General features: G+C 61.7%; 26 protein-coding genes and 3 tRNA genes. 14 read left to right on the top strand and 15 right to left on the bottom strand.

The features are described 5' to 3' along the window. Positions 1 to 51 precede the first annotated feature (51 nt). Entirely contained in the window at positions 52 to 825 is a 774-nt protein-coding gene (locus EJ066_RS24530; RefSeq protein ID WP_126042513.1) for an NAD kinase, read from the bottom strand. Positions 826 to 1,109: 284 nt separating this feature from the next. Between EJ066_RS24530 and EJ066_RS31515 the strand changes: the two genes are divergently transcribed. Then, positions 1,110 to 1,259: a hypothetical protein gene (locus tag EJ066_RS31515; RefSeq protein WP_162457874.1), complete on the top strand. Its 150-nt coding sequence runs from the start codon at positions 1,110 to 1,112 to the stop codon at positions 1,257 to 1,259. A 52-nt stretch (positions 1,260 to 1,311) separates the two neighbouring features. Here the strand turns inward: EJ066_RS31515 and EJ066_RS24525 are convergent, their stop codons facing one another. Genes EJ066_RS24525 through EJ066_RS24505 form a run of 5 tightly spaced genes read right to left on the bottom strand, consistent with a single transcriptional unit; the run spans position 1,312 to position 5,858 of the window. After that, entirely contained in the window at positions 1,312 to 2,070 is a 759-nt protein-coding gene (locus EJ066_RS24525; protein WP_126042511.1) for an MBL fold metallo-hydrolase, read from the bottom strand. A gap of 3 nt (positions 2,071 to 2,073) precedes the next feature. Further along, positions 2,074 to 3,081, bottom strand: a complete 1,008-nt coding sequence (locus EJ066_RS24520; RefSeq protein ID WP_245454972.1) for an ABC transporter ATP-binding protein — start codon at positions 3,079 to 3,081, stop codon at positions 2,074 to 2,076. Between the two features lie 52 nt (positions 3,082 to 3,133). After that, positions 3,134 to 3,916, bottom strand: coding sequence for an ABC transporter permease (locus tag EJ066_RS24515; RefSeq protein ID WP_126042507.1), 783 nt, complete (start codon positions 3,914 to 3,916; stop codon positions 3,134 to 3,136). A gap of 1 nt (position 3,917) precedes the next feature. Beyond that, entirely contained in the window at positions 3,918 to 4,763 is an 846-nt protein-coding gene (locus EJ066_RS24510; protein ID WP_126042505.1) for an ABC transporter permease, read from the bottom strand. A 6-nt stretch (positions 4,764 to 4,769) separates the two neighbouring features. Continuing rightward, complete coding sequence (locus EJ066_RS24505; protein ID WP_126042503.1) at positions 4,770 to 5,858, bottom strand: spermidine/putrescine ABC transporter substrate-binding protein; 1,089 nt, start codon at positions 5,856 to 5,858, stop codon at positions 4,770 to 4,772. A 91-nt stretch (positions 5,859 to 5,949) separates the two neighbouring features. Between EJ066_RS24505 and EJ066_RS24500 the strand changes: the two genes are divergently transcribed. Together EJ066_RS24500 and EJ066_RS24495 are read left to right on the top strand one after the other, a co-directional pair. Next, positions 5,950 to 6,564 carry a TetR/AcrR family transcriptional regulator gene (locus tag EJ066_RS24500; RefSeq protein WP_126042501.1) on the top strand — a complete coding sequence of 205 codons (615 nt, stop codon included), beginning with the start codon at positions 5,950 to 5,952 and terminating at the stop codon, positions 6,562 to 6,564. 133 nt (positions 6,565 to 6,697) lie between these two features. Then, entirely contained in the window at positions 6,698 to 7,264 is a 567-nt protein-coding gene (locus EJ066_RS24495) for a DUF2569 family protein (RefSeq protein WP_126042499.1), read from the top strand. Positions 7,265 to 7,316: 52 nt separating this feature from the next. On the opposite strand, the gene EJ066_RS24490 is transcribed toward EJ066_RS24495, so the two are convergent. The 3 genes from EJ066_RS24490 to EJ066_RS24475 all read right to left on the bottom strand — a co-directional run bounded on the left by EJ066_RS24490 (position 7,317) and on the right by EJ066_RS24475 (position 9,073). Continuing rightward, positions 7,317 to 7,955 carry a cupin domain-containing protein gene (locus EJ066_RS24490; RefSeq protein ID WP_126042497.1) on the bottom strand — a complete coding sequence of 213 codons (639 nt, stop codon included), beginning with the start codon at positions 7,953 to 7,955 and terminating at the stop codon, positions 7,317 to 7,319. A gap of 563 nt (positions 7,956 to 8,518) precedes the next feature. After that, the gene (locus tag EJ066_RS24480; protein WP_126042495.1) at positions 8,519 to 8,839 is read right to left on the bottom strand and encodes a DUF2934 domain-containing protein; all 321 of its coding nucleotides are present in this window, start codon (positions 8,837 to 8,839) and stop codon (positions 8,519 to 8,521) included. Positions 8,840 to 8,997: 158 nt separating this feature from the next. Next, positions 8,998 to 9,073, bottom strand: a tRNA-Thr gene (locus EJ066_RS24475). A 156-nt stretch (positions 9,074 to 9,229) separates the two neighbouring features. On the opposite strand from EJ066_RS24475, the gene EJ066_RS24470 reads away from it, so the two are divergent. Both EJ066_RS24470 and EJ066_RS24465 read left to right on the top strand, forming a co-directional pair. Continuing rightward, a complete protein-coding gene (locus EJ066_RS24470; RefSeq protein WP_126042493.1) occupies positions 9,230 to 9,397 on the top strand; it encodes a hypothetical protein in 168 nt (55 codons plus the stop codon). Positions 9,398 to 9,591: 194 nt separating this feature from the next. Then, positions 9,592 to 9,897 carry a BA14K family protein gene (locus EJ066_RS24465; protein WP_126042490.1) on the top strand — a complete coding sequence of 102 codons (306 nt, stop codon included), beginning with the start codon at positions 9,592 to 9,594 and terminating at the stop codon, positions 9,895 to 9,897. A 195-nt stretch (positions 9,898 to 10,092) separates the two neighbouring features. On the opposite strand, the gene bhcR is transcribed toward EJ066_RS24465, so the two are convergent. Continuing rightward, positions 10,093 to 10,911 carry an HTH-type transcriptional regulator BhcR gene (gene bhcR, locus EJ066_RS24460; RefSeq protein ID WP_126042488.1) on the bottom strand — a complete coding sequence of 273 codons (819 nt, stop codon included), beginning with the start codon at positions 10,909 to 10,911 and terminating at the stop codon, positions 10,093 to 10,095. Between the two features lie 203 nt (positions 10,912 to 11,114). Here bhcR and gcl point away from each other — a divergent pair, with 203 nt between their 5' ends. The 3 genes from gcl to EJ066_RS24445 are packed head-to-tail and all read left to right on the top strand — an operon-like array spanning position 11,115 to position 14,628. After that, positions 11,115 to 12,896 (top strand): glyoxylate carboligase, encoded by a 1,782-nt coding sequence (gene gcl, locus EJ066_RS24455; protein ID WP_126042486.1) that lies wholly within the window; start codon positions 11,115 to 11,117, stop codon positions 12,894 to 12,896. A 22-nt stretch (positions 12,897 to 12,918) separates the two neighbouring features. Then, positions 12,919 to 13,716, top strand: coding sequence for a hydroxypyruvate isomerase (hyi, locus tag EJ066_RS24450; protein ID WP_126042484.1), 798 nt, complete (start codon positions 12,919 to 12,921; stop codon positions 13,714 to 13,716). Positions 13,717 to 13,740: 24 nt separating this feature from the next. Then, complete coding sequence (locus EJ066_RS24445) at positions 13,741 to 14,628, top strand: 2-hydroxy-3-oxopropionate reductase (protein WP_126042482.1); 888 nt, start codon at positions 13,741 to 13,743, stop codon at positions 14,626 to 14,628. A gap of 83 nt (positions 14,629 to 14,711) precedes the next feature. Here the strand turns inward: EJ066_RS24445 and EJ066_RS24440 are convergent, their stop codons facing one another. Next, positions 14,712 to 15,554: an RNA methyltransferase gene (locus EJ066_RS24440; RefSeq protein WP_126042480.1), complete on the bottom strand. Its 843-nt coding sequence runs from the start codon at positions 15,552 to 15,554 to the stop codon at positions 14,712 to 14,714. Between the two features lie 200 nt (positions 15,555 to 15,754). On the opposite strand from EJ066_RS24440, the gene EJ066_RS24435 reads away from it, so the two are divergent. Both EJ066_RS24435 and EJ066_RS24430 read left to right on the top strand, forming a co-directional pair. Further along, a tRNA-Tyr gene (locus EJ066_RS24435) sits at positions 15,755 to 15,839 on the top strand. Between the two features lie 88 nt (positions 15,840 to 15,927). Next, positions 15,928 to 16,001, top strand: a tRNA-Gly gene (locus tag EJ066_RS24430). 146 nt (positions 16,002 to 16,147) lie between these two features. On the opposite strand, the gene EJ066_RS24425 is transcribed toward EJ066_RS24430, so the two are convergent. Then, positions 16,148 to 16,621: a YidB family protein gene (locus EJ066_RS24425; RefSeq protein ID WP_126042478.1), complete on the bottom strand. Its 474-nt coding sequence runs from the start codon at positions 16,619 to 16,621 to the stop codon at positions 16,148 to 16,150. A gap of 159 nt (positions 16,622 to 16,780) precedes the next feature. Here EJ066_RS24425 and EJ066_RS24420 point away from each other — a divergent pair, with 159 nt between their 5' ends. Beyond that, the gene (locus EJ066_RS24420) at positions 16,781 to 17,026 is read left to right on the top strand and encodes a GlsB/YeaQ/YmgE family stress response membrane protein (protein WP_126042476.1); all 246 of its coding nucleotides are present in this window, start codon (positions 16,781 to 16,783) and stop codon (positions 17,024 to 17,026) included. A gap of 237 nt (positions 17,027 to 17,263) precedes the next feature. Here EJ066_RS24420 and EJ066_RS24410 read toward each other — a convergent pair whose 3' ends face one another. After that, entirely contained in the window at positions 17,264 to 17,899 is a 636-nt protein-coding gene (locus EJ066_RS24410) for a peptidoglycan recognition family protein (protein ID WP_245454971.1), read from the bottom strand. A 149-nt stretch (positions 17,900 to 18,048) separates the two neighbouring features. Here EJ066_RS24410 and EJ066_RS24405 point away from each other — a divergent pair, with 149 nt between their 5' ends. Further along, positions 18,049 to 18,864 carry a sulfotransferase family 2 domain-containing protein gene (locus EJ066_RS24405; protein WP_126042472.1) on the top strand — a complete coding sequence of 272 codons (816 nt, stop codon included), beginning with the start codon at positions 18,049 to 18,051 and terminating at the stop codon, positions 18,862 to 18,864. A 17-nt stretch (positions 18,865 to 18,881) separates the two neighbouring features. Here the strand turns inward: EJ066_RS24405 and EJ066_RS24400 are convergent, their stop codons facing one another. Together EJ066_RS24400 and EJ066_RS24395 are read right to left on the bottom strand one after the other, a co-directional pair. Beyond that, positions 18,882 to 19,355 (bottom strand): GFA family protein, encoded by a 474-nt coding sequence (locus tag EJ066_RS24400; protein WP_189644355.1) that lies wholly within the window; start codon positions 19,353 to 19,355, stop codon positions 18,882 to 18,884. A gap of 43 nt (positions 19,356 to 19,398) precedes the next feature. Beyond that, positions 19,399 to 20,190: a DMT family transporter gene (locus EJ066_RS24395; protein ID WP_245454970.1), complete on the bottom strand. Its 792-nt coding sequence runs from the start codon at positions 20,188 to 20,190 to the stop codon at positions 19,399 to 19,401. 397 nt (positions 20,191 to 20,587) lie between these two features. Between EJ066_RS24395 and tuf the strand changes: the two genes are divergently transcribed. Together tuf and EJ066_RS24385 are read left to right on the top strand one after the other, a co-directional pair. Continuing rightward, entirely contained in the window at positions 20,588 to 21,763 is a 1,176-nt protein-coding gene (gene tuf / locus EJ066_RS24390) for an elongation factor Tu (protein WP_126042470.1), read from the top strand. Positions 21,764 to 21,931: 168 nt separating this feature from the next. Then, on the top strand, positions 21,932 to 23,620 hold the full coding sequence (locus EJ066_RS24385; RefSeq protein WP_126042467.1) for a hypothetical protein: 1,689 nt from the start codon (positions 21,932 to 21,934) through the stop codon (positions 23,618 to 23,620). Positions 23,621 to 23,649: the final 29 nt, after the last annotated feature.

Below are 23,649 nucleotides of genomic sequence, written 5' to 3'. Positions count from 1 at the left end.
GTCGTAACCTTAATCGCGATGCTTAATGCAGGCGCCTATCGCTGCGCCGGCTCAATAGCGGAACTGTTCGGCGAGAATGCGCTCGTTCCACGAATGGTTGGGATCGAACAGCAGCGTCGCCGTCGCCGTTGGCGATTCCCGCACCGTCACCGAGGCTACAGCCTTTACCTCGGTGTGGTCGGCGGCGGCGTTCACCGGCCGCTTTTCCGGCTCCAGAATGTCGAAACGAACGGTCGCCTTGTTGGAGAGCAGGGCGCCGCGCCAGCGGCGCGGGCGGAACGGGCTGACCGGGGTCAGCGCCAGCAGCGGCGCGTCGAGCGGAAGGATCGGCCCATGCGCGGACAGATTGTAGGCGGTCGAGCCGGCCGGCGTCGCGATCATCACACCGTCGCAGTTCAATTCCTCCAGCCGCTCCTGCCCGTCCACGGTGATGCGGATCTTGGCCGTCTGGTAGGATTGGCGCCACAGCGCAACCTCGTTGATCGCCAGCGCCGAGACCGTTTCGCCTTCATGCGTCACCGCCAGCATCTCCAGCGGACGGATCGTTTCGGCAGCCGCGGTCGCGATGCGCTCCGCCAGGCCGCTGGCGCGGTATTCGTTCATCAGGAAGCCGATGGTGCCACGGTTCATGCCGTAGACCTTTTTTCCCGTGCTCATCGTGTCGCGCAAGGTCTGCAGCAGGAAGCCGTCGCCACCGAGGGCCACGACGATCTCCGCATCCTCGATGGATGCCTGGCCATAGCGGTTGGACAGGCTCTGCAACGCCGCCTTGGCGTCGGCGGTATCGGACGAGACGAACGCGAAACGGCTGGCGGCTTTGCTCATGGTTCCCCGACGGCGACCGGTTGATGGCGACCGGTTGCTTGGGCCGCGCCAGCGCCGGGTTATCATGGGCGGGCAAATCTGCAAAGGGATGGCATGTGCTGCCCCTCGACACAGCGCCGGGAAGAGCGCCGGTCGGGCGCTCGCGCATCGTGTCGAGTGACAAGCGAATGTGATGGTTAAGACGGAGATTAAACTCTCGTAAAGCCGGATCGATCATGTTAGCCGGCAGGAGATGGGTGGCGTGGGGGCTAGCCAGTCGGACCGATCTGTTGCCGGTAACACGCATGATCATCATTGTCCTGATGCTGGGAAGTTTTGCCCTTGCCTTTGCCCAACTGGTGCGCCAGTCCGAAGAGACGAGTTTGAGACCCCAGCCCACGGCTTCACGCTGCGGCGACGCAGCGGGCACGCCGTGCCCGCAACGGGCGTTGTGAATTCGCCAGGCACTCCCAGGGGGCGTCTTCCCGCGATACGAGGAGCCTGTGCTTATCGCACCTGCAGATGGCAGCCGGCCTGCCGCTTTTGCGTGAGATATTCATCGATAAGCTGGCGGTAGCGCACCTTGCCGAAGCTCGGGAAGTGGCCGCCATGCACGACCGCGACATCGAGCTCGCGCATCCGCAACAGCGTTTCGACATAGTCGTCGACGGCGGAATGATAGACGTCGTCGATCAGCGGGCCGTCATAGACGATGTCGCCGGAAAGCAGGATGCGGGTCTTCTTCTCGTAAAGCGCGATGCCGCCCGGCGAATGGCCCGGCGTGTGGATCACCTCGAAGGTACGGTCGCCGAGATCGATGACGTCGCCCTGTTCGAGCAAGCGACCGGCCGGCGCCGGCAGGATCCGGTAGCGCGCGGCATCCCAGCCCTGCGGCAGGCCGTCGAACATCGCGTCGGTGGCATAGCGGTCGGCGACCGTCCATTCATTGCGGGGATCGGCGAGGATCGCCGCTTCGGCCGGGTGGACGCAACGGTCCGGAAATTCGTGATGGCAGCCGATATGGTCGAAATGCGTGTGGCTCGCCACGCAGGTGAGCTTTCGCTCCGTCACCAGCGGCACGTGGCGCCGCAGGCTGAAATGGCCGAGGCCGGTGTCGAACAGAAGGTCGCGGTCGCGACCGCGCACGTGCCAGATGTTGCAGCGGAAGAACGGCTTTATCCACGGCTCGTGGATCAGCGTCACGCCATCGCCCATGCGGATGGTTTCATACCAGTTCGGAGCGTCGATGACCGGAAGCGTGCCCATGGCTCAACCCGCCAGAAGGATGACGTCGCCAGCGTCGCACGAAACCGCAACGATGTCGCCCGGCTGGACGGCCGCAGCGGCGGGGACCCTGGCGATGAAGTGCAGCGCAGGGTCTTTTTCGGAGACAGCAAGCACGCGCTTGAAGCTGCCTTGAAACACAACGTCGCTTACCTTGGCTGTGCCGAGCCTCACAGCGCCGCTGGCCGGGCCGAGGACCAGATGCTCCGGACGGACGGCGAGGGCGACAGCCGTCCCAGTCGGCAATATGCCGGGCAGCGAGAACGATCCGGTCTGCGTCGCGACAGTGATTGTTCCGTCCTTCGCTGCTGTCACCGTTCCCGACATCAGCGTGCTTTCGCCCATGAAGGTCGCGGAAAAGCGCGTCGCCGGCCGCGCATAGACGCGCTCGGGCGGTCCTTCGTCCTCGATGCGCCCGTCATTCATCACCACGCAATGGTCGGCCAGCGCCATCGCCTCTTCCTGGTCATGGGTGACATGGATGAAGGCGGTGCCGACGCGTTTCTGGATCGCCTTCAGCTCGTCCTGCATCTGCCGGCGCAATTTGAGGTCGAGCGCGCCGAGCGGTTCGTCGAGCAAAAGCACCGCCGGTTCGACGACAAGCGCGCGGGCCAGCGCCACGCGCTGCCGCTGGCCGCCGGAAAGCTGATGCGGCTTTTTGTCGAAGGCCGTGGCCAGCCCGACCAGCGCCAGCGCCTCGCGCGCCCTAGCCGCCCGTGTCGCGGCATCGACGCCTTGCATGCGCAGGCCGAAGCCGACATTGCCGCCGACGCTCATATGCGGGAACAGCGCATAGTCCTGGAACACCGTGGTTGTCGGGCGCTTCGCCGGCGGCACCGTGGTGCAGTCCTCGCCGCGGATCAGCACCTTGCCTTCGCTAGGGCTGACGAAGCCGCCGAGAATGGACAAAAGCGTCGTTTTGCCCGAGCCGGAGGGGCCGAGCAGGATCGTGTAGCTGCCCGGCTCGATTTTCAGGGAGACGTTCTTCAGCACGGCCTGCTGGCCGAAACGATGCGTAACAGAGCTTATATCGACCAGGGGGTGGTCATGCCGGCTTCCTCCGCAACAGCATCAGCTCAAACAACACCACCAGCACGATGGAGACGGCGAAGACCAGTGAGCCGATGGCATTGGTCTTCGGGTTGAGACCGGAACGCAACAGGTTCCAGATCTCGACAGGCAGCGTCGTGTCGAAGCGCGTGAGCAGGAAAGAAATCACGAACTCGTCCCAGGAGAAGGTCATCGACAGGAAGAAACCGGCAAAGATGGCCGGCGCCATGACAGGCACGGTGATCAGCAACAGCACCTTCCATTCCGGCGCGCCGAGGTCGCGCGCGGCGCGCTCGATGTTGATCTGGTGATCGCCCATCTGGCTATAGATGATGGCAAAGCAAAGCGGCAGGTTGATCACCACATGACCGATGCCGGCCGACACCAGCGATTTCGATATGCCGGCCCAGTTGAACAGCACCAGCAGCCCCATGCCGATGATGAGGTAGCTCACCGTCAGCGGCAGCGTGATCAGCCCGCGCAACAGGGCCGAGCCGGGCAGCGTGAAGCGGGCAAAACCCCAAGCGGAGAGGAAGCCAAGCGTGACGGCGGCGAGCGAGGAGAGGACGGCGACGAGCAGCGAATTGACCAGCGCCGAGGTCAGCCGCGTGTCGGAAAGCACCGCGTCGTACCAGCGCAGCGACGGCCCGGTGAAGGGCGGGATCGGAAACGACGTCGCCTGCAGCGAAAACAGCACCAGCACGACGACCGGCAGGAAGATGAAGCCATAGACGGTTATGGCGTAGAGGGCGGACAGGATGCGGATGGCCTTGTGCATTTCAGGCCCGCTCGATCTTCAGCCAGCGGGCGCAGGCTAGATAGGCGACGGTGACCACAGCCATCAGGATGATCGATAGCGCCGAGGCGAGCGGAAAGTCGCCGCGCCGGCCGATCTGCATCATCACCAGCTGCGGCATCAGGAGCTCGTTGTTACCGCCGAGGATCTGCGGCGTGATGTAGTCGCCGATGCACAGCACGAAGGTCAGGAAGGCGCCGACCATGATGCCGGGCAAGGTCAGCGGCAGGACGACGTGCAGGAATGTCCGCACCGGCCCGGCGCCGAGATCGGCGGCGGCTTTGCGGTAGCTGGGGCTGAGCTGCTTCAGATTGGCGAAGATCGTCAGCGTCAAAAGCATGACGAAGAAATGCACGAAGCCGGTGATCGTGGCCAGCCGTGTGTTGGCCAGTTGCACCGGTTCGGCGAACAGGTCGGAGCCGGTGAGCGCGCGGTTGATCACGCCGTTCTGCGCCAGCACCAGCAGCCAGGAATAGGAGCGCACGACATAAGAAGTCCAGAACGGCAGCACCGCCAGCATCAGCGCCAGCCGCTGCCAGCGTTCCGGCACCTGTTCGGCCAGGATCCAGGCGAAGGGATAGGCGAGCAGCACCGAGATCAGGGTGACGATGGCGGTGACCTGCAGCGAGTTCACCATCGCCCGCCAATAGGCCGGATTGGCAAAGAATTGGCTGTAGTTGGACAGGGTGAAGCCGCCGCCCTCATGCGCCGTCAGGCTGGAGAACCCCATGGCCAGGAAAGGCAGCACGAAGAACAGCAGCGTCCAGCCGAGCGCCGGCGTGACCAGCGCCCAGGGCAGGGTCCGCCCGGCGTTCCCGTTAGCGCTCACGACCGGTCATTGCGCCTGCAGCATTTCGGTCCAGACGTCTTGCATCTTCTTGTCGAGATCGGCGTTCGGCGCCGGGTAGGACTGGGCGCGAGCGAGGAAATCGGGCTGCTCGTCGAAACGCAGGATTGTCTTCTGCTCGTCGCTCAGTGCCGCCTTGCTGTTGGCCGGCATACCCCAATAGCAGGATGAGGTGGCAAGCCGCGCCTGGCCTTCCGGGCTCATAATGTACTGGATGAACTTCAGCGCCATGTCCTTGTTTCCTGAATCCTTGAACATGGCCAGCGACTGCGACCAAAGCACCGCACCCTCCTTCGGGATCGAGAAGTCCAGTGCGGGGTTCTCCTTGGCCAGCCCGGCCGTCACCCATTCGCCGCCGCCGACCAGAATGTCGACCTCGCCGGTCGCCAGCGCCGTCTGGCTGGCGGTCACCTCGCCGACCAGCTTGGCATTGGCCTTCATCTTCAGGAGCTCGTCCTTGATGGCGGGAAGGTCGGCTTCGGTCAGCTCGGCGGTCTTCTTGCCGATCGCAAGTGCGGCCATGCCGATGACCGGCAGGTAATAGTCGTAGATGGCGATCTTGCCCTTGTATTTGTCGCCGATAAGCGCTGCCATCGACTGCATGTCGGCCGGATCGACCTTGGTCTTGTTGTAGCCGATCGTGTTGTAGCCGAACTTCTCGGTGATGCCGTAGCGCTTGCCGTCAACGACGGTAGAAGAATCCATCTTCACCTGGGGAAAGAGGTCGGCGAAAGGCAATTTGTCTTCCGGCAGCGGCTCGAACAGGCCTTTTTCGACGCCGCGCGGGATGTCGATGCTGTCGATCACCATCACATCCCAGTCGCCGGGCTGCGACTGCTCGACGATCGCCAGCCCGGCGCCGGTGCCCTCGAACTCCTTGACATTGACCTTGATGCCATTGGCCTCCTCGAAAGGCTGCAGCAGCGCCGGATCGGCGTGATCGCACCAGATCAGGGCGTTGAGATCCGCAGCCTGAGCGAGACTGCCCGTCGCCAGCAGCGCTGTCGCAGCACACGCGGCGCGGAAATGGCTCTTCAGAACCGAAAACGGATTCGTGGTCTTCATATTGATGGACATCGAGTGTTCTCCCTTGCCTTTTTGGCTTCTGGCAAAAAACTGAACCAATTCTAAAATTGAGTCAATTCCGTTTTTATGCCAGATAGCGTTCATGAGTGGATTGCGGGCAAGGCAAAAGGCGGATCGGCACCGTCGCATCATCGAGGCGGCGGCGGCGCTGTTCCGCGACGCCGGCTATGAAGGCGCCAAGATCGAGACCATCGCCGCGCAGGCCGAGGTCTCGATCGGCACGATCTACAATTACTACCAGAACAAGGGCGATATCCTCGGCGCCATCGTTTCGATGGAGGTCAATGAGGTGCTCAACGTCGGGCAGGGCGTCGTCGCCAACCCGCCGGCTAGTGTCGGCGACGCGCTGGACACGCTGCTCGGCATCTACATCGAACACTCGCTGCATTATCTCAGTAAGGAGATGTGGCGGCAGGCGATGGCGATCTCGACGCAGCTGCCCGACAGTCCGTTCGGCCAGGCCTATACCGCGCTCGACCGGGCACTGACCGAGCAGATCCGCGCGCTGATCGCCCGGCTGCAGGGGATCGGTCTGGTGCGCCGGGACATCGACGGGCAGGCCCTCGGCGAACTGGTGTTCAACAACATGAACATGATGTTCATCGAATTTGTGAAGCGCGACGAGGCGAGGATCGCGGAACTGCGCGCGGCGATACGGAGGCAGAACCGGATATTGGTGGCGGCGATTGCGGTGTGAAGCGGGGTAACCCTGTCAGGATTAATCGGGAGGAACAGATTTCTTGAACAAAGGGACTGATCCGCGTGAATTCCCCCTTGAGTTGTCATAAAAAGACGATACATCTTAAGGGTGTAAAAGGGGGAAGGGGTAAATGCATTTTTCGTTCTGGCACTGGGCAATAGTTTTGTTGCTGATTGGCGTGCCCGTCTTTTTCGCTGTTCGGTCTGCGATCAAGCCCTCGCAGAATCCAGCAGGCCTTGTGGGGTTTGGAGGCTGGCTGATGCTGCTCGCGATCGGGCAGGCTTTGTCTCCGCTGCGCACACTCGTCGCATTGGCTTCATCGAGTGATGGTTACCGGCAACTCATGACGCTCCCAAACGGCACCTTGGCGGTCTACGGCGAGGTTGCCCTCTTGCTGGCGTTTGTGGTGTTCCAGGTGATTGTGTTCATTGCAATGCTGCGGCGGAGTTACCGCTTCAAGCAGCTATTCCTGTATCAGTCGTTTGCAATACCCATAGTGTTCCTCTTGAACACGGTGTGGATTTCGGCGGTTCTTGGCATCCCGGTGAGCCAGGTGCTGACCGGAAATGCGCTGGTAGCACCCGTAATCTCTTTTGCCCTGACCGGGATTTGGGTCGCCTACGTCTACAAGTCAGTCAGGGTGAGGAACACGTTCACCAAGGAGGGCGCATCTGGTCAAGTTGCGAGTGCGTCATAGAGGCGCTAGCGATTGGCATCTACCTCGGAAACTTTGAGGAGCTACCTCGAAATCAGCTAGCAGGAAGGCCTGCCAGAACAAGGATTTCGGGGGCCGGTGTGAAGTGTGCGTGCGGCCTGCAGTAGCTCGGGTCGATCGCTCGATAGCCAAGCAGATTGGCGATAGGCGCAAGGATCCCCAGCGCCGCCCACTGAATCGCGGGAGGCGGCCGCGTGAAGACGATGACATCGGCAAATTCCCTGGCGATGACTGCCGCTTGAAGCGGCGAGGGTCTGCCTTTCTTGTCGACCTTGCCGGCATTGGCCAACCCGAAGAGCATGCCGATCAGCAGCTCGAAACGGTTCGGGTCGATGTGATCGGCGCCGGGCGCCCGTTCGATTTCGATCAGGATTTGCGCGTCATCGGTGTTGCTGCTGTTCCACCAATCGTGTGCAACGCCTGCTTCGACCGTGGCGGATTGGCCAGGCTCCAGAGAGAAAGTCTTCCCAGCGATGCGGGCGTCGAGCCGGCCGCGGACGAGGGTAAACCGTTCAATCATGTTCGGGTGGAAGTGCTCGCCCACCACCGCGGCCCCCGGACGGGCGGTTAGATGAACGATGCCTGGCCCTTGGCCACGGTCTTCGGTGCCACGCAGGATGACTGCATATTCGCCGGTCACCTTGTTCTCGTAGACATCTCCACAGCGTGACATGGGTCAGCTCGCAGTTTCAGAACACCGGCCTATCAAGGCAAAGGATTCCGGTGCCGCAGCTTTTTGCGAAGTCTATTTTAGCTTGTGTTCCAAAAAGCGTAAGGCGCGAACGCGCCACGCAATCCTGGGACGCAGGGGTTTCCCATCAGCATTTGGCGCGATTCTACCGAGCATGCCTGGGTGGCCGCGCACGCGGAAACGGCACGACCGTCAAGGGTGCCTTGCGGAATTCCGCGACGGCTATTTCTTCAATCAGGGAGTCGAGTGCCTCGCTGACGCGTTGGCTCGTTTCGTCCTTGCCGCAGAGCCGATTTTGGGCGCATTCCAAAAGCTCGCGCGCTGCGGCGAAGTCACTTCGCATCGCATCACCCAATGGTCTGAACCCGCCGTACAGATATTGTCAGCGCCCTAAATTGAGCGATCGCTAATATGCACAGGAGAATTTTAATCGAATGGCATTGACTGGGCTGAACTGGGATACATCGACCGGGAGCAAGGACCTTGCAGATCGTCGATGGCGGTCTCGCCCCGCTCCCTGGGCTCTTGGCGTCTGCGCTGAAAAACTAGCCGCCCGCCGCCTTGAGGCTCCGCGCCGCTTCCTCGATCGCTGCCCGGTCGTTGCCAAACTTGTCGATGAGATCCTGCGCCTGATCGCCGGTTATCCCTGTGCGCATCGCCAGTGCTTCGACGGTCAATAGATCGGAACTGGCAATCTCACGGGTTTCCGGAAGGGCATCGTCGGCCGTCAGAGGCAGCCCGGCCTCTCGATCAATCTCGGCCTCAGCCTGGTGCCAGTGTCGCTCGTGGTCGCCGTGTACGCTGCCTTCGCGTTCCCAAATTTGGTACGCGCGCTGCTGGATCTTTTCGTGCCGTTCGTCGCCCATTTCTGTTCCTCCGTACGTTTCCTTCTCAACGCAGCGCGCGTAAGAACGATCCGATGGAATTAAAGTTGAATGAGCGTTGACTTAGGGCATCCACCTGTTGCGGCGGCCTGCACGGCGGGGTCTGGTTTACAACCAACCGATTTTTCTTGCTGAAATGCTGGTGCCCCCGGACGGAATCGAACCGCCGACCTTCGGTTTACAAAACCGCTGCTCTACCAGCTGAGCTACAAGGGCACGGCGCTCCGGTTAGCATATTTGTTGCGCCAGTAAAGACAAAACTCCGTTTCGGTTGCCGGCGCACACGCGGAACGGCAGACGCGGGCATCCTGAAAACGGCCAGTTCGCTTCCTATATTGATCGAAGGTGCAATCGCATAGGCGAGGGTATCGCATGATCAGACTTGTCGTCATTGCCCTGATCGTCGTCGTGGCCTGGATTCTCCTTGTGAAGCTCATCAAGGATGTGAAGAGCGCCAATGTCGACTGGACCGGCGTCGCCACCATCATCGGCTTCATCGCGCTCGCCTTCTGGCTGCGCCATATCACCGGCATGGGCTGAGGCCTGCCGCCGGCGGACTGCCGACGGGCGCTCCTCGCCGGTCGGCATTGCGGCTGACTGCAAGCCCTGTGGTCAGATGGCCGCTTCTGCACTTTCGGAAAAACCAAAAAACCGTCGAACCTTTTTCCTTGCTGCGACGACTGATGGTCAAGAGGCGGATGGATCGCCTCTCTCAACGCAGCAAGGAGATCATCATGTTCAAGCGCACCATCGTTTCCGGCCTCATCGCCACCACTGTCGCCGCCGCCACGCTGGCCGGCACCGTTCAGCCTTCGGCCGCCCATCACAAGCACACTAACAAGCACATCGGCATCGGCATCGCCGCCGGCGTCGGCGGCTTCCTGCTCGGCAGCGCTCTCGCCCAGCCGCGCACCGTCTATGTCGAGGAACACGGCGGTTCGTGGCATGTTCGGCGCTGCCTCGAGCGCTATCAGAGCTACGATCCGTACTCCGACACCTATGTCGGCTACGACGGCTATCGCCACTACTGCCGGCTCTAGGAAGAACCGTTTCAGGCAACCGGAAAAAGGGGCGCGCACTGGCTCCTTTTTCTTTTGTCTGGAGGGTGAGGCTCTTGTTTGAATCGATCGGCTGGCGATGTCGGCGCGACCTCCCCTTGTTGTGGGGTATGACGGGGAGGTCGGATGACGCTTCGGCTTTCTCGCCAATCACCAACGCTGCCGAGCGCGTGGCCGTCAGGGCGTCCTGCCGCCGATCATCTTCGTCACCTCCGCTGCCGCATCGTGCACCAGCGGACCGATCTCGGCCAGCCGCTCCGGCGTCACTCGAACGGTCGGGCCGGAAACCGAAACCCCACCGATCGGCTCGCCGAATTCGTTGAAGATGGCGGCGGCCACGCAGCGCATGCCGGGGTGCCGCTCCTCGTCGTCGACCGACCAGCCGCGCAGCTTGATCGTCACTAGGTCACGGGCCAGAGCGGAGATGTCGGAAAGCGTCTTTTCGGTGAAGCGCTCCAGCCCGGCCCGGCGCAGGATAGCGCCGACGCGCTCCGGCTCGAGATGTGCCAGCACCGCCTTGCCGATGCCCGACGCATGGAAGGAACTGCGCGTGCCGGGCCGGAAGAAGGCGCGGATCGCCTGGTGCGTCTCGACCTGGCTGACGAAGACGACGCAATCATCCTCGGCGACACCGAGATTGGCGGTCTCGCCGGTCTTCTCCATCAGGTCCTGCATGACGATGCGGGCGCGGTCGACCAGCTTGCGGCGACGCAGGAACGCCGCGCCCATGCGATACGTCTCGACGCCGATCGACCAGAGCTGGTCGGTGCTGTCGAACTCGACCATGCCGTGGTTTTCCAGCGTCGTCAGCATACGGTAGGCGGTGGACGCCGCGAGGCCGCTCTGCGCGGCGATCTCGCTCAGCGACAGGCCGCTGCCTTCGGCAACGATCGCCAGAATACGCAGTGCCCGGTCGAGCGACTGCACCGAGGCGCCCTCGGGTGGGCCGTGGAAGGCGCGCGGCCGCCCACGCTGGCGTTTTTCGGTCGTTTCCATGGCGCCATTGTCGCTGATCTTGTCAAATCCGCAATGAAAAAGTTTTTCGCTGGCTTGCGCAAACCAGAATCTGAAAAACGGAAAACAGAATGAAATCAGATGGTAATTGCCGCTTTCTAGAAATGAAAAAATATTCTGAAAAAATTGAAAAATAGCTGGCACGCTGGCATTCTCGGCCATCAACAAATTCCGTGGAGGCTGAAATGGCCAGGATGCGCGCGGTCGACGCAGCGGTTCTCGTTCTCGAAAAGGAAGGCATCACCTCAGCCTTCGGCGTGCCGGGCGCGGCGATCAACCCGTTCTATTCGGCGCTGAAGGCGAGGGGCACGATCCGCCACATCCTCGCGCGTCATGTCGAGGCGGCTTCGCACATGGCCGAAGGCTATACCCGCGCCAAAGCGGGCAATATCGGTCTGTGCATCGGCACTTCGGGGCCGGCCGGTACAGACATGATCACCGGGCTCTATTCGGCCGCGGCCGATTCTATTCCCATCCTCTGCATCACCGGCCAGGCGCCGCGGGCGCGCCTCAACAAGGAGGATTTCCAGGCCGTCGACATCGCCGCCATCGCCGCACCCGTCGCCAAATGGGCGGTCACCGTCATGGAGCCCTATCTGGTGCCGATGGCGCTGCAGAAGGCGTTCCATCTGATGCGCTCGTCGCGGCCGGGGCCGGTTCTCGTCGACCTGCCGGTCGATGTGCAACTGGCCGAGATCGAGTTCGACATCGATGCCTATGAGCCGCTGGCCCCGTTCAAGCCGGCGATGACGCGCGGCCAGGCGGAGAAGGCGCTGGCGATGCTCAATGCGGCGGAAAAACCCGTCATCGTTGCCGGCGGCGGCATCATCAATGCCGATGCATCCGATCTGCTGATCGAGTTCGCGGAAGTCACCGGTGTGCCTGTGATCCCGACGCTGATGGGCTGGGGCGCGATCCCCGACGAACACCGGCTGATGGCCGGCATGTGCGGGCTGCAGACCTCGCATCGCTACGGCAATGCGACGATGCTCGAAGCCGACTTCGTCTTCGGCATCGGCAACCGCTGGGCCAATCGCCACACCGGCTCTGTTGACGTCTACACCAGGGGAAAAAAGTTCATCCATGTCGATATCGAGCCGACGCAAATCGGCCGTGTCTTCGCCCCGGATCTCGGAATCGTCTCGGATGCCGGTGCTGCGCTGAAAATGCTGCTCGACGTCGCCACCGAGTGGAAGACGGCGGGGAAACTGCGCGACTGGTCGGGCTGGGCCAGGCAATGCCAGGCCCGCAAGAAGACGATGAAGCGCAAGACCCATTTCGACCAGGTGCCGCTGAAGCCGCAGCGCGTCTACGAGGAGATGAACAAGGCCTTCGGCCGCGACACCACCTATGTCACCACGATCGGGCTTTCGCAGATCGCCGGCGCGCAGTTCCTGCATGTCTACAAGCCGCGCAACTGGATCAATTGCGGCCAGGCCGGCCCGCTCGGCTGGACATTGCCGGCGGCACTTGGCGTGCGCGCCGCCGATCCGGACCGCAACATCGTGGCGCTTTCCGGCGACTATGATTTCCAGTTCATGATCGAGGAGCTGGCGGCCGGCGCGCAGCACAGATTGCCCTATATCCATGTCGTCGTGAACAATGCCTATCTCGGCCTGATCCGCCAGGCGCAGCGCGGCTTTTCGATGGATTTCGAGGTCAGCCTCGCCTTCGAGAACGTCAACCGGAAAGACGATCCCGAGGCCGGCTATGGCGTCGATCATGTCGCGGTCGCCGAGGCCATGGGCTGCAAGGCGGTCCGGGTGCGCAAGCCGGAGGAATTCGCCGGCGCCTTCAGGCAAGCACAGCGCCTGATGAAGGAGCACCAGGTTCCGGTCGTGCTCGAGTTCATCCTCGAGCGCGTCACCAACATTTCGATGGGCACCGAAATCGACAAGATCACCGAATTCGAAGAGCTTGCCGAAAGCCATGAAGATGCGCCGACGGCGATCGTGATGCTCGACTAAGGCGGAGAAAAGGAGAAAAAAGATGCCGCGTTTTTCAGCCAATCTCTCGATGCTCTTTGGCGAGCATGATTTCCTCGATCGCTTCGATGCCGCCGCCCGCGCCGGCTTCAAGGGCGTCGAATATATCGGCCCCTACGACCATGCGCCCGATGTGGTCGCTGCCAGGCTGAAGAAGAACGGCTTGACACAAGTGCTGTTCAACCTGCCGGCCGGCGACTGGGCAAAGGGCGAGCGCGGCATCGCCGTGCTGCCGGACCGTGTGCCGGAATTCCGGCAAGGCGTTGCCAAGGCGATCACCTATGCGCATGCGCTGGGTTGCGAACAGGTCAACTGCCTCGCCGGCATCGCGCCGCAGGGCGTCGAGCGTTCGGTGCTGGAGGATGTCTTCGCCGAAAACCTGGCTTTCGCCGCCGAGAATCTGGAGCAGGCCGGCATCAAGCTGTTGATTGAGCCGATCAACACCCGCGATATTCCGGGCTTCTTCCTGAACTGTTCGGACCAGGCCCTGGCGCTCATCGACCGCGTCGGCTCGAAGAACCTGTTCCTGCAATACGACATCTATCACATGCAGATCATGGAGGGGGATCTCGCCCGCACCATCGAGGCAAACCTCGGCCGCATCGCGCATATCCAGCTTGCGGACAATCCCGGCCGTCATGAGCCGGGGACGGGCGAGATCAATTTTCCTTTTCTGTACAACCACATCGACCGGATTGGTTATGCGGGCTGGGTGGGCGCTGAGTATAAGCCCGAGGCGGGAACGGAAGCTGGATTTGGATGGTTCAGGGAATTTGCAGGAAAGGGCAGCGCCGCTGCTTAATTGCTAAGGGTTTCGGAGAACCACATGGAAACCATCGGTTTCATCGGCCTCGGCATCATGGGCGCGCCGATGGCGGGGCATCTGCTTGACGCCGGCTACACAGTTGTCGCCAGCAACCACCGCTCGAAACCACCGGCTGATCTCGTCGCCAAAGGTTTGAAGACCGTCACCGGCCATCACGCCGTGGCGAAAATGGCTGACATCGTCATCACCATGGTGCCTGATACGCTGCAGGTGGCTGATGTGCTGTTCGGCGAGAAGGGCGTCGCCTCGGGTCTGTCGAAGGGCAAGCTGGTCATCGACATGAGCTCGATCTCGCCGATCGAGACCAAGGTTTTTGCCAAAAAGATCAACGACCTCGGCTGCGACTATCTCGACGCCCCGGTGTCGGGCGGCGAGGTCGGGGCCAAGGCCGCGTCGCTGACCATCATGGTCGGCGGCGAGGAAAAGGCCTTCGAGCGTGCCAGGCCGGTGTTCGAGAGGATGGGCAAGAACATCACCCTTGTCGGGCCGAACGGCGTCGGCCAGACCACCAAGGTCGCCAATCAGATCGTCGTCGCGCTGACCATTGAAGCGGTCGCCGAAGCCCTTGTTTTTGCTTCCAAAGCGGGCGCCAATCCAGCCAAGGTCCGGCAGGCGCTGATGGGCGGGCTGGCCGCCTCGCGCATCCTCGAAGTGCATGGTGAGCGCATGGTCAAGCGCAGCTTCGCGCCGGGCTTCCGCATCGAACTGCACCAGAAGGATCTCAACCTGGCGCTGGAGGGTGCGAAAGCACTTGGCGTCGCGCTGCCCAACACCTCGACCACGCAGCAGCTGTTCAACTCCTGCGCGGCCAATGGCGGGGCGAAGGAGGATCACTCGGCGCTGGTCAGGGCGCTGGAGCGGATGGCGGGGCATAGTTTAGGGGAGTAAGGGAGTAAGGGAGTAGGGCAGTAAGGCAGTAGGGAAGGCAGGTTGCGGCTGACTATCCCCTAATGCCCTATTCCCCTACTCCCTTACCCCAGAAATTTCCTCGCCGCATAAAGGCTCACCGCCGCGGCGTTCGACACGTTGAGCGAGCGGATGGCGCCGGGCATGTCGAGCCGGGCGAGCGTGGTCACCGTCTCGCGCGTCTTCTGGCGCAGGCCCTTGCCTTCGGCGCCCAGCACCAGCGCGATCTTTTGCCCGGCAAAGCTCTTCTCGAGTTCCGCCGGTCCGTCCGAATCGAGGCCGATGGTCTGGAAGCCAGCATCGTGCAACTGGCCGAGCGCATCGGCGAGGTTCTTCACCTCGATCTGGTCGATATGCTCCAGCGCGCCGGAGGCCGATTTCGCCAGCACGCCCGATTCCTGCGGGCTGTGGCGCGCCGTGGTGATCAGCGCGCCGGCGCCGAAGGCGACGGCCGAGCGCAGGATCGCGCCGACATTGTGCGGGTCGGTGACCTGGTCGAGCACCAGCACCAGCCTTGTGTCGCCGAGCGCATCGAGGCGCTTGGCCTTCAGCGGCTCGACCTCGATCAGCACGCCTTGATGCACGGCATCGGAGCCGGTGACCTTGTCGATATCCTTCGGCTCCACCATCTCTGCGTTGAAGGGCAGGGCTGCGAGGTCGGTGATATCAAGCCGCTCGGCCGCGTTGCGCGTCACCAACATCTTCTTGATCCGCCGGCGCGGATTGTCGAGTGCGGCCCGCACCGTGTGCAGGCCGTAAAGCCGCACCAGCCCGTCGGCGGCGTTCTCGCCGGGCGGCACTGGCTGGCGCGGCCGGAACGCCGGCGCGCCGCCGGCTTTCTCGTCGCGATGGGCGCGGCGCAGCTTGGCATAGTGGGTATCTTTGGGTGTGCCTGACTTATTGCTCATGGCTGGCTTCTATAACCGCCTCCTTCGGCTAAGGATACGGCACGTCGCGGCGGATATCGAACAACAACGAAAAAGCCTGGCTGCGCGGTTGACACCCAATGACCTTGCCGCCATAAGGCGCTTCGCTGATTTCGGACAAAACCAGAGGTTTCGACCCTGATCGGCGAGAATGCCTCGTTGCAAGGCTTCGACGGCAGGCTGGAGAGGTGCCCGAGTGGTTAAAGGGGACGGACTGTAAATCCGTTGGCTTAGCCTACGTTGGTTCGAATCCAACCCTCTCCACCACTGCCAGCCTGGAAGCCTTGAAACGGAAAGCATCGGACCGAAAAGTGCATAGCGGTTTTCGGGTGAATCCGATGCTTAACTGAAAGGCGCGGGTATAGCTCAGTGGTAGAGCAGCAGCCTTCCAAGCTGAATATGCGGGTTCGATTCCCGCTACCCGCTCCAAATTTCCATCCTCTGCCCCGGCAGGTCTGACGCATGATCCCAAGCCAAGGGCCAGCGCAAGGTCGAAACGCTTTGCGGACGGGACCGTCCGCAATTGAAATTCAAGATGTTGGAGCTTCGTGGCGCGTCCAACGGGGCCCGGCGGGCTAGCTGGCGAATTTGCTGAATATCGACGCGACCTGATGCTGCTGCGGGACTTGGCCGTTCGGCGTCAGCTGGTCGACGATACCCGGCAAGGCCGCGGACAATTGCTTGAGCAAGTCCTGCTCGTTCAGTCCTGTCCTTTGCGCGATCTCGCGAATGACCTGTGGGCCTAGCGCATTGCCCAGATCGTTGGCCTGGATCGGCCGGTTCTGCCCAGTGCCGACCCACGAATCGGCGGTATTGCCGTGGCCGGCGTCTTTCAGTCTGTCGAGCAGGCCACCAAGTCCGCCGAGCAGGCCGCCATCGGCGGATGTGGCCGTTCCCGATGGGGAAGGGGCGGGGGCGGGGCTTTGAGCCTGGTCCGTCTGGTCGGCACTTTTGCCGCTCAGCATTTTTCCAACCAGCAACGCACCGAGCGCGATCATCAGCGGCTTGGCGACGTTGCCGCCGGGAACGGCATTGTCAAACAGTCCCATTGCGGATCTCCATGTCAATGTTGCCCATCCCATCCCCACAATGACCCATTCGGGCTGAATTTCAAGTTGGCCGGAGCTTTCCGCAATCACGAATTTCAAGTTGGCTTGAGCTTTGCTTGATGATGTGGAAGTAATTGAGGGCGGGGAATGGAGAGGAAAATGTCAATATTAAGCTGGATCATCCTAGGCGTCATCGCCGGTTTTCTTGGCAGCAAGATCGTCAACAAGAGCGGGCAGGGCCTTGTGCTCGATATCGTGCTCGGGATCGTGGGCGCGCTGATCTTCAGCGCCTTTGGCGCATCAGGCGTTACCGGCCTCAACATCTACAGCCTGATCGTCGCCGTGATCGGTGCAGTGGTTGTTCTTTGGGCCTATCACCAGTTCACCGGGAAGCGGGCTCTTTAATGCATGTCGCGCAAAAGTGTGCAGCGGTTTTGCGATAACGACATGCATAAAAACAAAGATCTAAAGCGCGTCGCCGTTCAAACGCGACGCGCTTTAGAAATCGGAAGCCGGCAAAGCGGAACCGCTTCGGCGGGCTGCGTGACGTATTCTCCCGTATTCAATATCGCGGCTTTCCGCTCTGGGAAGCCGTGACTCTCGTGTCCAATTTGCCTGTGCGGCAGTGGGTACTGAAACGCCCTACCTGATCCGTTTGAGGACCTCCCGGATCAGCGTGTTGAGGCCGGCTTCGAGCCCTCTGGCCAGGATTGGCCACAATTCGTCGAGCAGACGCCTGAAGGCTGTTTCAAGAGTTGCGTCACGGCCGTTTCTGACCGGCAGATCGGGCATCGCTCCCATTGCCGCCATGACCTGCTGGCGCAGCCGGTCGCCGCAGGCCCTCGCGCCGACGACCGTCGGGTCAAAGGGCAGGTGGGTAAAATCCCACTTTCCGTGTTGCTCGATGCCGAGATTGCTCTCGACCTCGGCGTGGGAAAGGACCGTTTTCGGCGTAACCTTGATGCGATAGTATTTGCAAAGCTCGGCAACGACGACGATCAGCGCATCCCACTGCGTTCTCGTCATCGGGTATTGGCCGGCAACGAAAGGCCGTTCCTCCGCCCCGGCCATGCAGCACACAGAAACCCCGATCGAGCCGCTGTTGCCGTTGAGGGTGTGAGCCGCGTATCCCGATTTCACCCTGCCGGAATTGAGCATGATGGAAGGCCGGCCCCTGACGAGGCTGCCATTCCCCTCGACCAGGATGTGGTAGGCGTCCTTGTCGGTGTCGCCTGCCGAATGCGAGCCAGCCGTCCAATGGCAAATGACCCGCTTCATCGGAACGTTGGGCATCCAGTCCGGCGGCAATGCCACAGAAAGTCCCCGCAACAAATATAGCGAACGCAATCACTATAATTTCTTTGACAGAGAATGCGAAAACGAAACGATAACTTGGTTGAGCGTTTCTAACATGGCGCAGGTCGGCAATGGCGATTGAAATAAAACAGCTCGCAATCACCTATTATCCCATTCCCAAGAGCGGCAGCAGCAGCGTCAAATATGCGCTCCTAGCGCTCGACGGAAAGGAAGGCTCGCTCTCCGGGTTCGACCCCGACAATGACGTTCACGGGCATTTGGCGACAAACTACGTCGATCCTTTCTTTCCCACGTATGACGGACACAAGGGTCGGTTCACGATCGTCCGCGATCCTCTGGAGCGGCTTCTCTCCGCCTATTCCAGCAGAATCTCCGACACTCGGGTTCTGAGCAGGCCGGACGTGGACAAGGAGAAGCTTGAAAGGCTCGGCATTCCGGTCGACCCGGATTTCGATACCTTCATTTTCAACATCGAGAAATACTGCGCATGTTCGTGGGAGATCCAGTTCCACGTGGCGTCGCCGCGCTATTTTACCGGGTGCAGCCTGTTCCTCTTCGAACATGTCTTCAAATTCGAGCAGATGGACAAAGTGGAGGCGTTTTTGTCCTCCGCGGGCGGACGGCCATTCGACCTGCCCCGGCTGCAGGTCGGCGGCAGGAAAATCAGCCCTTCGGATCTGTCATCGGCGGCGTTGGCCAAGGCGATGCGGTTTTGCCGCTACGACTATGGTTTTCTCGTCGACCACTACGATCCGCAAAAATGGGGAGGCATTCCTGAAGGCGATGCCGCGGATCCCTCAACGCTGCATGTTTTCGGCGATCCGGCAGCCTTGCGCGATGGCCGGATAGTCTATCCCCGAACGCCGCGCAATCTCTTCCACTTCATGTCCAAACGCTCGCTTGTTGAGCCGAGGATAATTTTTTAGCTGCCGTTCGGTGCCGGTTATCCGTCAGCACCTCGGGTGATCACCACATGCTCTTCATATTGGGGTAGGTCATCGGTGATTGTGAACCACTTCGCCTTGGAGCCGACAAAGATGTGCTGCGTCGGACGGATGGTCGGCTCGTCGACGAGGGTTCCCATGGCGACGTGCACGAAGGCGCCGTCGCGGACGACCGAATAGAGCAATGAGCCGCAGGTCTTGCAGTGTGTGTCATGGCCAGCCTCTTCGCCAAAAATCAGGAGGTTGTCCTCGCCTTTGGTCAGGTTCAGTCTCTCGCGCTGGATGCCGGCAAACGGCTTGAAGGCTGAACCGGTGGTGCGCCGGCAGTTCGAGCAGTGGCAGTTGGCGGCGTAGATGAACTCATCGGCCACCGCGTATTGCACGGCGCCGCACAGGCATCTTCCGGCAAGCATGCGGTTGCTGGCATTCTGGTTGCTTACGTTCTGGTTGCTTACATTTTCTTGGCTTGCCATGAGTTTCTCCATCAGCCGACCGTTCCTAGGGCAGTTTCCAGGTCTAGGCCACCACGGTCAGCCGGCGCCTGCGCTCATCGAGCGACACGATGGTCAGCCCGCTGGCGACCACCAGCAGGATGCCGCCGATCGCCAGCGCGTTCGGGAATTCCTGGAACACCACCAGACCCGAAATGACCGCCCAGACGGTGAAGCAGTAGTAGAACGGCGCCACGACGCCGGTCGGCCCGACGCGATAGGCCATGAAGATAAAAAAGTGGCCGAAGATCAGGAACAATCCGGCCCCGGCCATCAGCAGCAAATGATGCGTCTCGGGCATCACCCAGCGCTCGGACATCAGATGTGCGACGCCTGAGCCGACCAGTACCACCACCACCGCGGAAATTGCGACGATCATTCCAGGCACATTGGCGGCGACCCGCCGCCCGGCCAGATCGCGCGCGGCGGCGAATGCCGCGTTGCCGAGCGCCAGCAAGGCGTAGATCGAGATTCCCTGCATGGTCGGCTGCGCCACCATCACCGCTCCGATGAAGCCGAGCCCGATCAGCGCCATGCGCAGCCCGCCAATCCGCTCGCGGAAGATGACGGAGGAGCCGACCAGCACGAGCAGGGGAGTGATCTGCCCAAGGGCGGTCGAATCGGCAATCTGCATATTGGCGAGCGCCACCACGTAGCAAAGGATTGCCGCCAGCTCGAGCAGGTTTCTCTGTAACACTCTCCTGTCGAGGATCAGCGGGATCTGCCTGGCGTAGCCCAGCGAAAACAGCAGCGGGATGCCCCACAGCGTTGCCGCCGTCCCGCGCAGAAGCAGCACCTCATAGGGTGGCAATCCCACCGTCGCGAGCTTCTCATCGTGTCGTTGACGACATCGGTCGAGAGGATCATGAACAGCGGGCCGCGGATGGCGATCGGGATGAAATGCATCCGGTCAGGAGATCAGAGCGGCGCCACACCGGCAATGGGCCAGATCCGACTGTAAATCCGGCAAGGCAGACAGGCGGAAGCGGGCGATATCCATCCGCTGAATGCCGATCTCAGCGGAACCTATCTTCGCCCATTCCATTTCTTCCTACGCGTTCCTATATCCGCGCCACATCCCCGAAAACCGGATTACGGGTTCAGACTGGGTGAGCGTGCGCTCGGCCACAAGGCACTTGTGTTTTTCGGCTGTAGTCGCTAATCGCCCCGCATTCGACTGAACTGAAGGTCCCGGCCGTCCAAGGAAAGAGACTATGGCAAAAGGTAAATTCGAGCGTACAAAGCCTCATGTGAACATCGGCACGATTGGCCACGTTGATCATGGCAAGACGTCGCTGACGGCGGCGATCACGAAGTATTTTGGCGAATACAAGCGCTACGACCAGATTGATGCGGCGCCTGAGGAGAAGGCTCGCGGCATCACGATTTCGACGGCGCATGTCGAATACGAGACGGAGAACCGCCACTACGCGCATGTCGACTGCCCCGGGCACGCCGACTATGTGAAGAACATGATCACCGGTGCCGCGCAGATGGACGGGGCGATCCTGGTTGTATCGGCGGCCGACGGCCCGATGCCGCAGACGCGCGAGCACATCCTCTTGGCCCGTCAGGTCGGCGTGCCGTCGATCGTGGTGTTTTTGAACAAGGTCGACCAGGTCGACGACGCCGAGCTTCTGGAGCTGGTCGAGCTCGAGGTGCGCGAGCTTTTGACCAAGAACGAGTTCCCCGGCGACGACATTCCGATCGTCAAGGGTTCGGCGCTTGCGGCTTTGGAGGATTCGGACAAGACGATCGGCGAGGACGCGATCCGCGAACTGATGGCGCAGGTCGACGCCTACATCCCGACGCCGGTTCGTCCGCTGGACAAGCCGTTCCTGATGCCGATCGAGGACGTGTTCTCGATCTCTGGCCGCGGCACGGTTGTGACCGGTCGCGTCGAGCGCGGCGTGGTCAAGGTTGGCGAGGAGCTTGAGATCGTCGGCATCCGTCCGACGACCAAGACGACCTGCACGGGCGTCGAGATGTTCCGCAAGCTGCTCGACCAGGGCCAGGCCGGCGACAACATCGGCGCGCTCTTGCGCGGTGTCGACCGCGAAGGTGTCGAGCGCGGCCAGGTTCTGGCCAAGCCGGGCACGGTCAAGCCGCACAAGAAGTTCGTGGCTGAAGCCTACATCCTGACCAAGGATGAGGGTGGCCGTCACACGCCGTTCTTCACCAACTACCGTCCGCAGTTCTATTTCCGCACGACCGACGTGACCGGCATCGTGTCGCTGCCGGAAGGCACCGAGATGGTGATGCCTGGCGACAACATCACGGTCGATGTCGAGCTGATCGTGCCGATCGCCATGGAAGAGAAGCTGCGCTTCGCCATCCGTGAAGGCGGCCGCACCGTCGGTGCCGGCATCGTCGTCACCATCAAAGAGTAATCGACACCGGCATTTGCCGGTTAGATCGAGTACAAAAGGGCAGTCCTCGGGCTGCCCTTTTTGCATTTTTAGGTGCAGCCGACGTGCGCCCGCGGCGTCGTCGCAAAACTCTGTTGCAAGCGTCCAAACCTCGACTAGTATAAAGTTGCATAGCGGGGGCTTGCTCGAATGGTTCCGTGGCACCGTTTGAATGGCCAGACATGGTGGTCGCTCGGGCTGATCGGCCTGGCGTCGTTCCTTGTCATGGGACACGTTGCCTTCGCGGCGAATGCAAAAAAATCCGCGCCGGATCTTGGCCCGACGATGCGGTTTGTCATCGTCCGCAGCAGCGCGCCCGGTTGCGAACCGACCTGCCCGGAATGGATATCGGCTGAAGGCTCGCTAGAAGCCGGCACGCCGGCCCTTTTCAAGCGCGCCCTCAAGGCTCTCGGCGGCCGAAAACTGCCGCTTGTCGTGGATTCTCCCGGCGGCAACGTCGATGCGGCGCTGGCGCTGGGCCGTCTGATCCGCAAGAACAAGCTCGACATCGCGGTCGGCAAGACCCAGTTCGTCGGCTGCCTGCCCGACGTGAAGAACTGCAAGGAAAACGACGGCAAGGGCGCCCGTTATTTCGGCAGTCCCTATGCTGGCGGCGCCATCTGCAATTCCGCTTGCCCGCTGATGTTTGCCGGCGGCATCAGGCGTGTGGTCGGGCAATGGGCCTATCTCGGCGTCCATCAGATCACCACGACCTATATCCGGACGAGATTGCAGTACCGGACCACGTATCGCGTGGTGAGAGGCAAGAAGAAGGTCCTCAGCAAGAAGATCGTCAGCCGCAAGAACGCCGGCAGCTACAAGACCTACGAGATGAGCAAGGCGACGGAGAAAAGACTGGCGGCCTATCTGAAGGAAATGGGCGTCGGCCGCGACGTGCTCGAGACAATGAAGAACACGCCGGCCAGCAGTATCCAGCAACTGGCTCCTTACGACATGCTGCAGGCGAAGCTCGTCACCAGCCTGGATGCTGTCGACCTGCTGACCGCGGCAAGCCTGTGCAAAACCGATCCGGTGGCCGCGAACTGCAGGGAGATACCGCCGCCGGCGGATAAAGCCACGAAGCCGGCCGGCGACGTGATGGCGTACGCCAGGCCCGCTCCCGCCGCGCCGGGCGAACCCGAAGCCGTGCGGCGGAGCGACGTCGCAGATATGCGCTTCGTTCTGGTTCGAGGCAGAAGTTTCCTCTGCGATCCCAATTGTCCCGAATGGATCTCCGCGGAAGGCACCATCAGCGCTCAAACGCCGGGGCGGCTGCGCCAGTTGCTTGACACGATCGGCGATCGGCGCCTGCCCGTGGTGGTCAACTCGCCGGGAGGTGACGTGCTCGGCGCTCTGGCCACTGGAAGGTTGATTAGAGAACGCAAGCTCGACGTGGCCGTTGCACGGACGGACTTCATTGGATGCGAGCCGGACAAGGCGGATTGCACCGCCGAAGAAGGCGTCTATGTCGGGCTCACGATCGATGCGAGCGGCGAGTGTGGCGCAGCCTGTCCGATCATGCTCGCCGGCGGCGTCAGGCGCCTTGTCGGTCCTCGTGCGCAGGTGACCGTGCATTCGATGGGGCTGGAGCAACAGGTCAAATCCTATCTCAGGGACATGGCGATCGGACCCGGTCTGCTGGCGGCGATGCGGTCGGTGCCGGGCGCGCGCCATCGGCAGCTCGAGCCCGCCATGATGCTGAAAGTCGGGCTGACGACCGGGCTTGAATCGGTCGATGAATTTACCGGTCCGACCATCTGCAAATCGGAGCCGATGCCGGAGAATTGCCGCGTGATGTCGACGTCAGAAGCTCAAACCGACGCGCCCGTCAAGCTGTAAGGTGCAGGCACCGCAGCCGGCCCAAACTG

Origin of the sequence: Mesorhizobium sp. M9A.F.Ca.ET.002.03.1.2 (genome assembly GCF_003952365.1) — a bacterium.
Lineage (GTDB): Bacteria > Pseudomonadota > Alphaproteobacteria > Rhizobiales > Rhizobiaceae > Mesorhizobium.
Note: the sequence above shows the minus strand (reverse complement) of the source record. Positions and strands in the feature narration are given on the sequence as shown.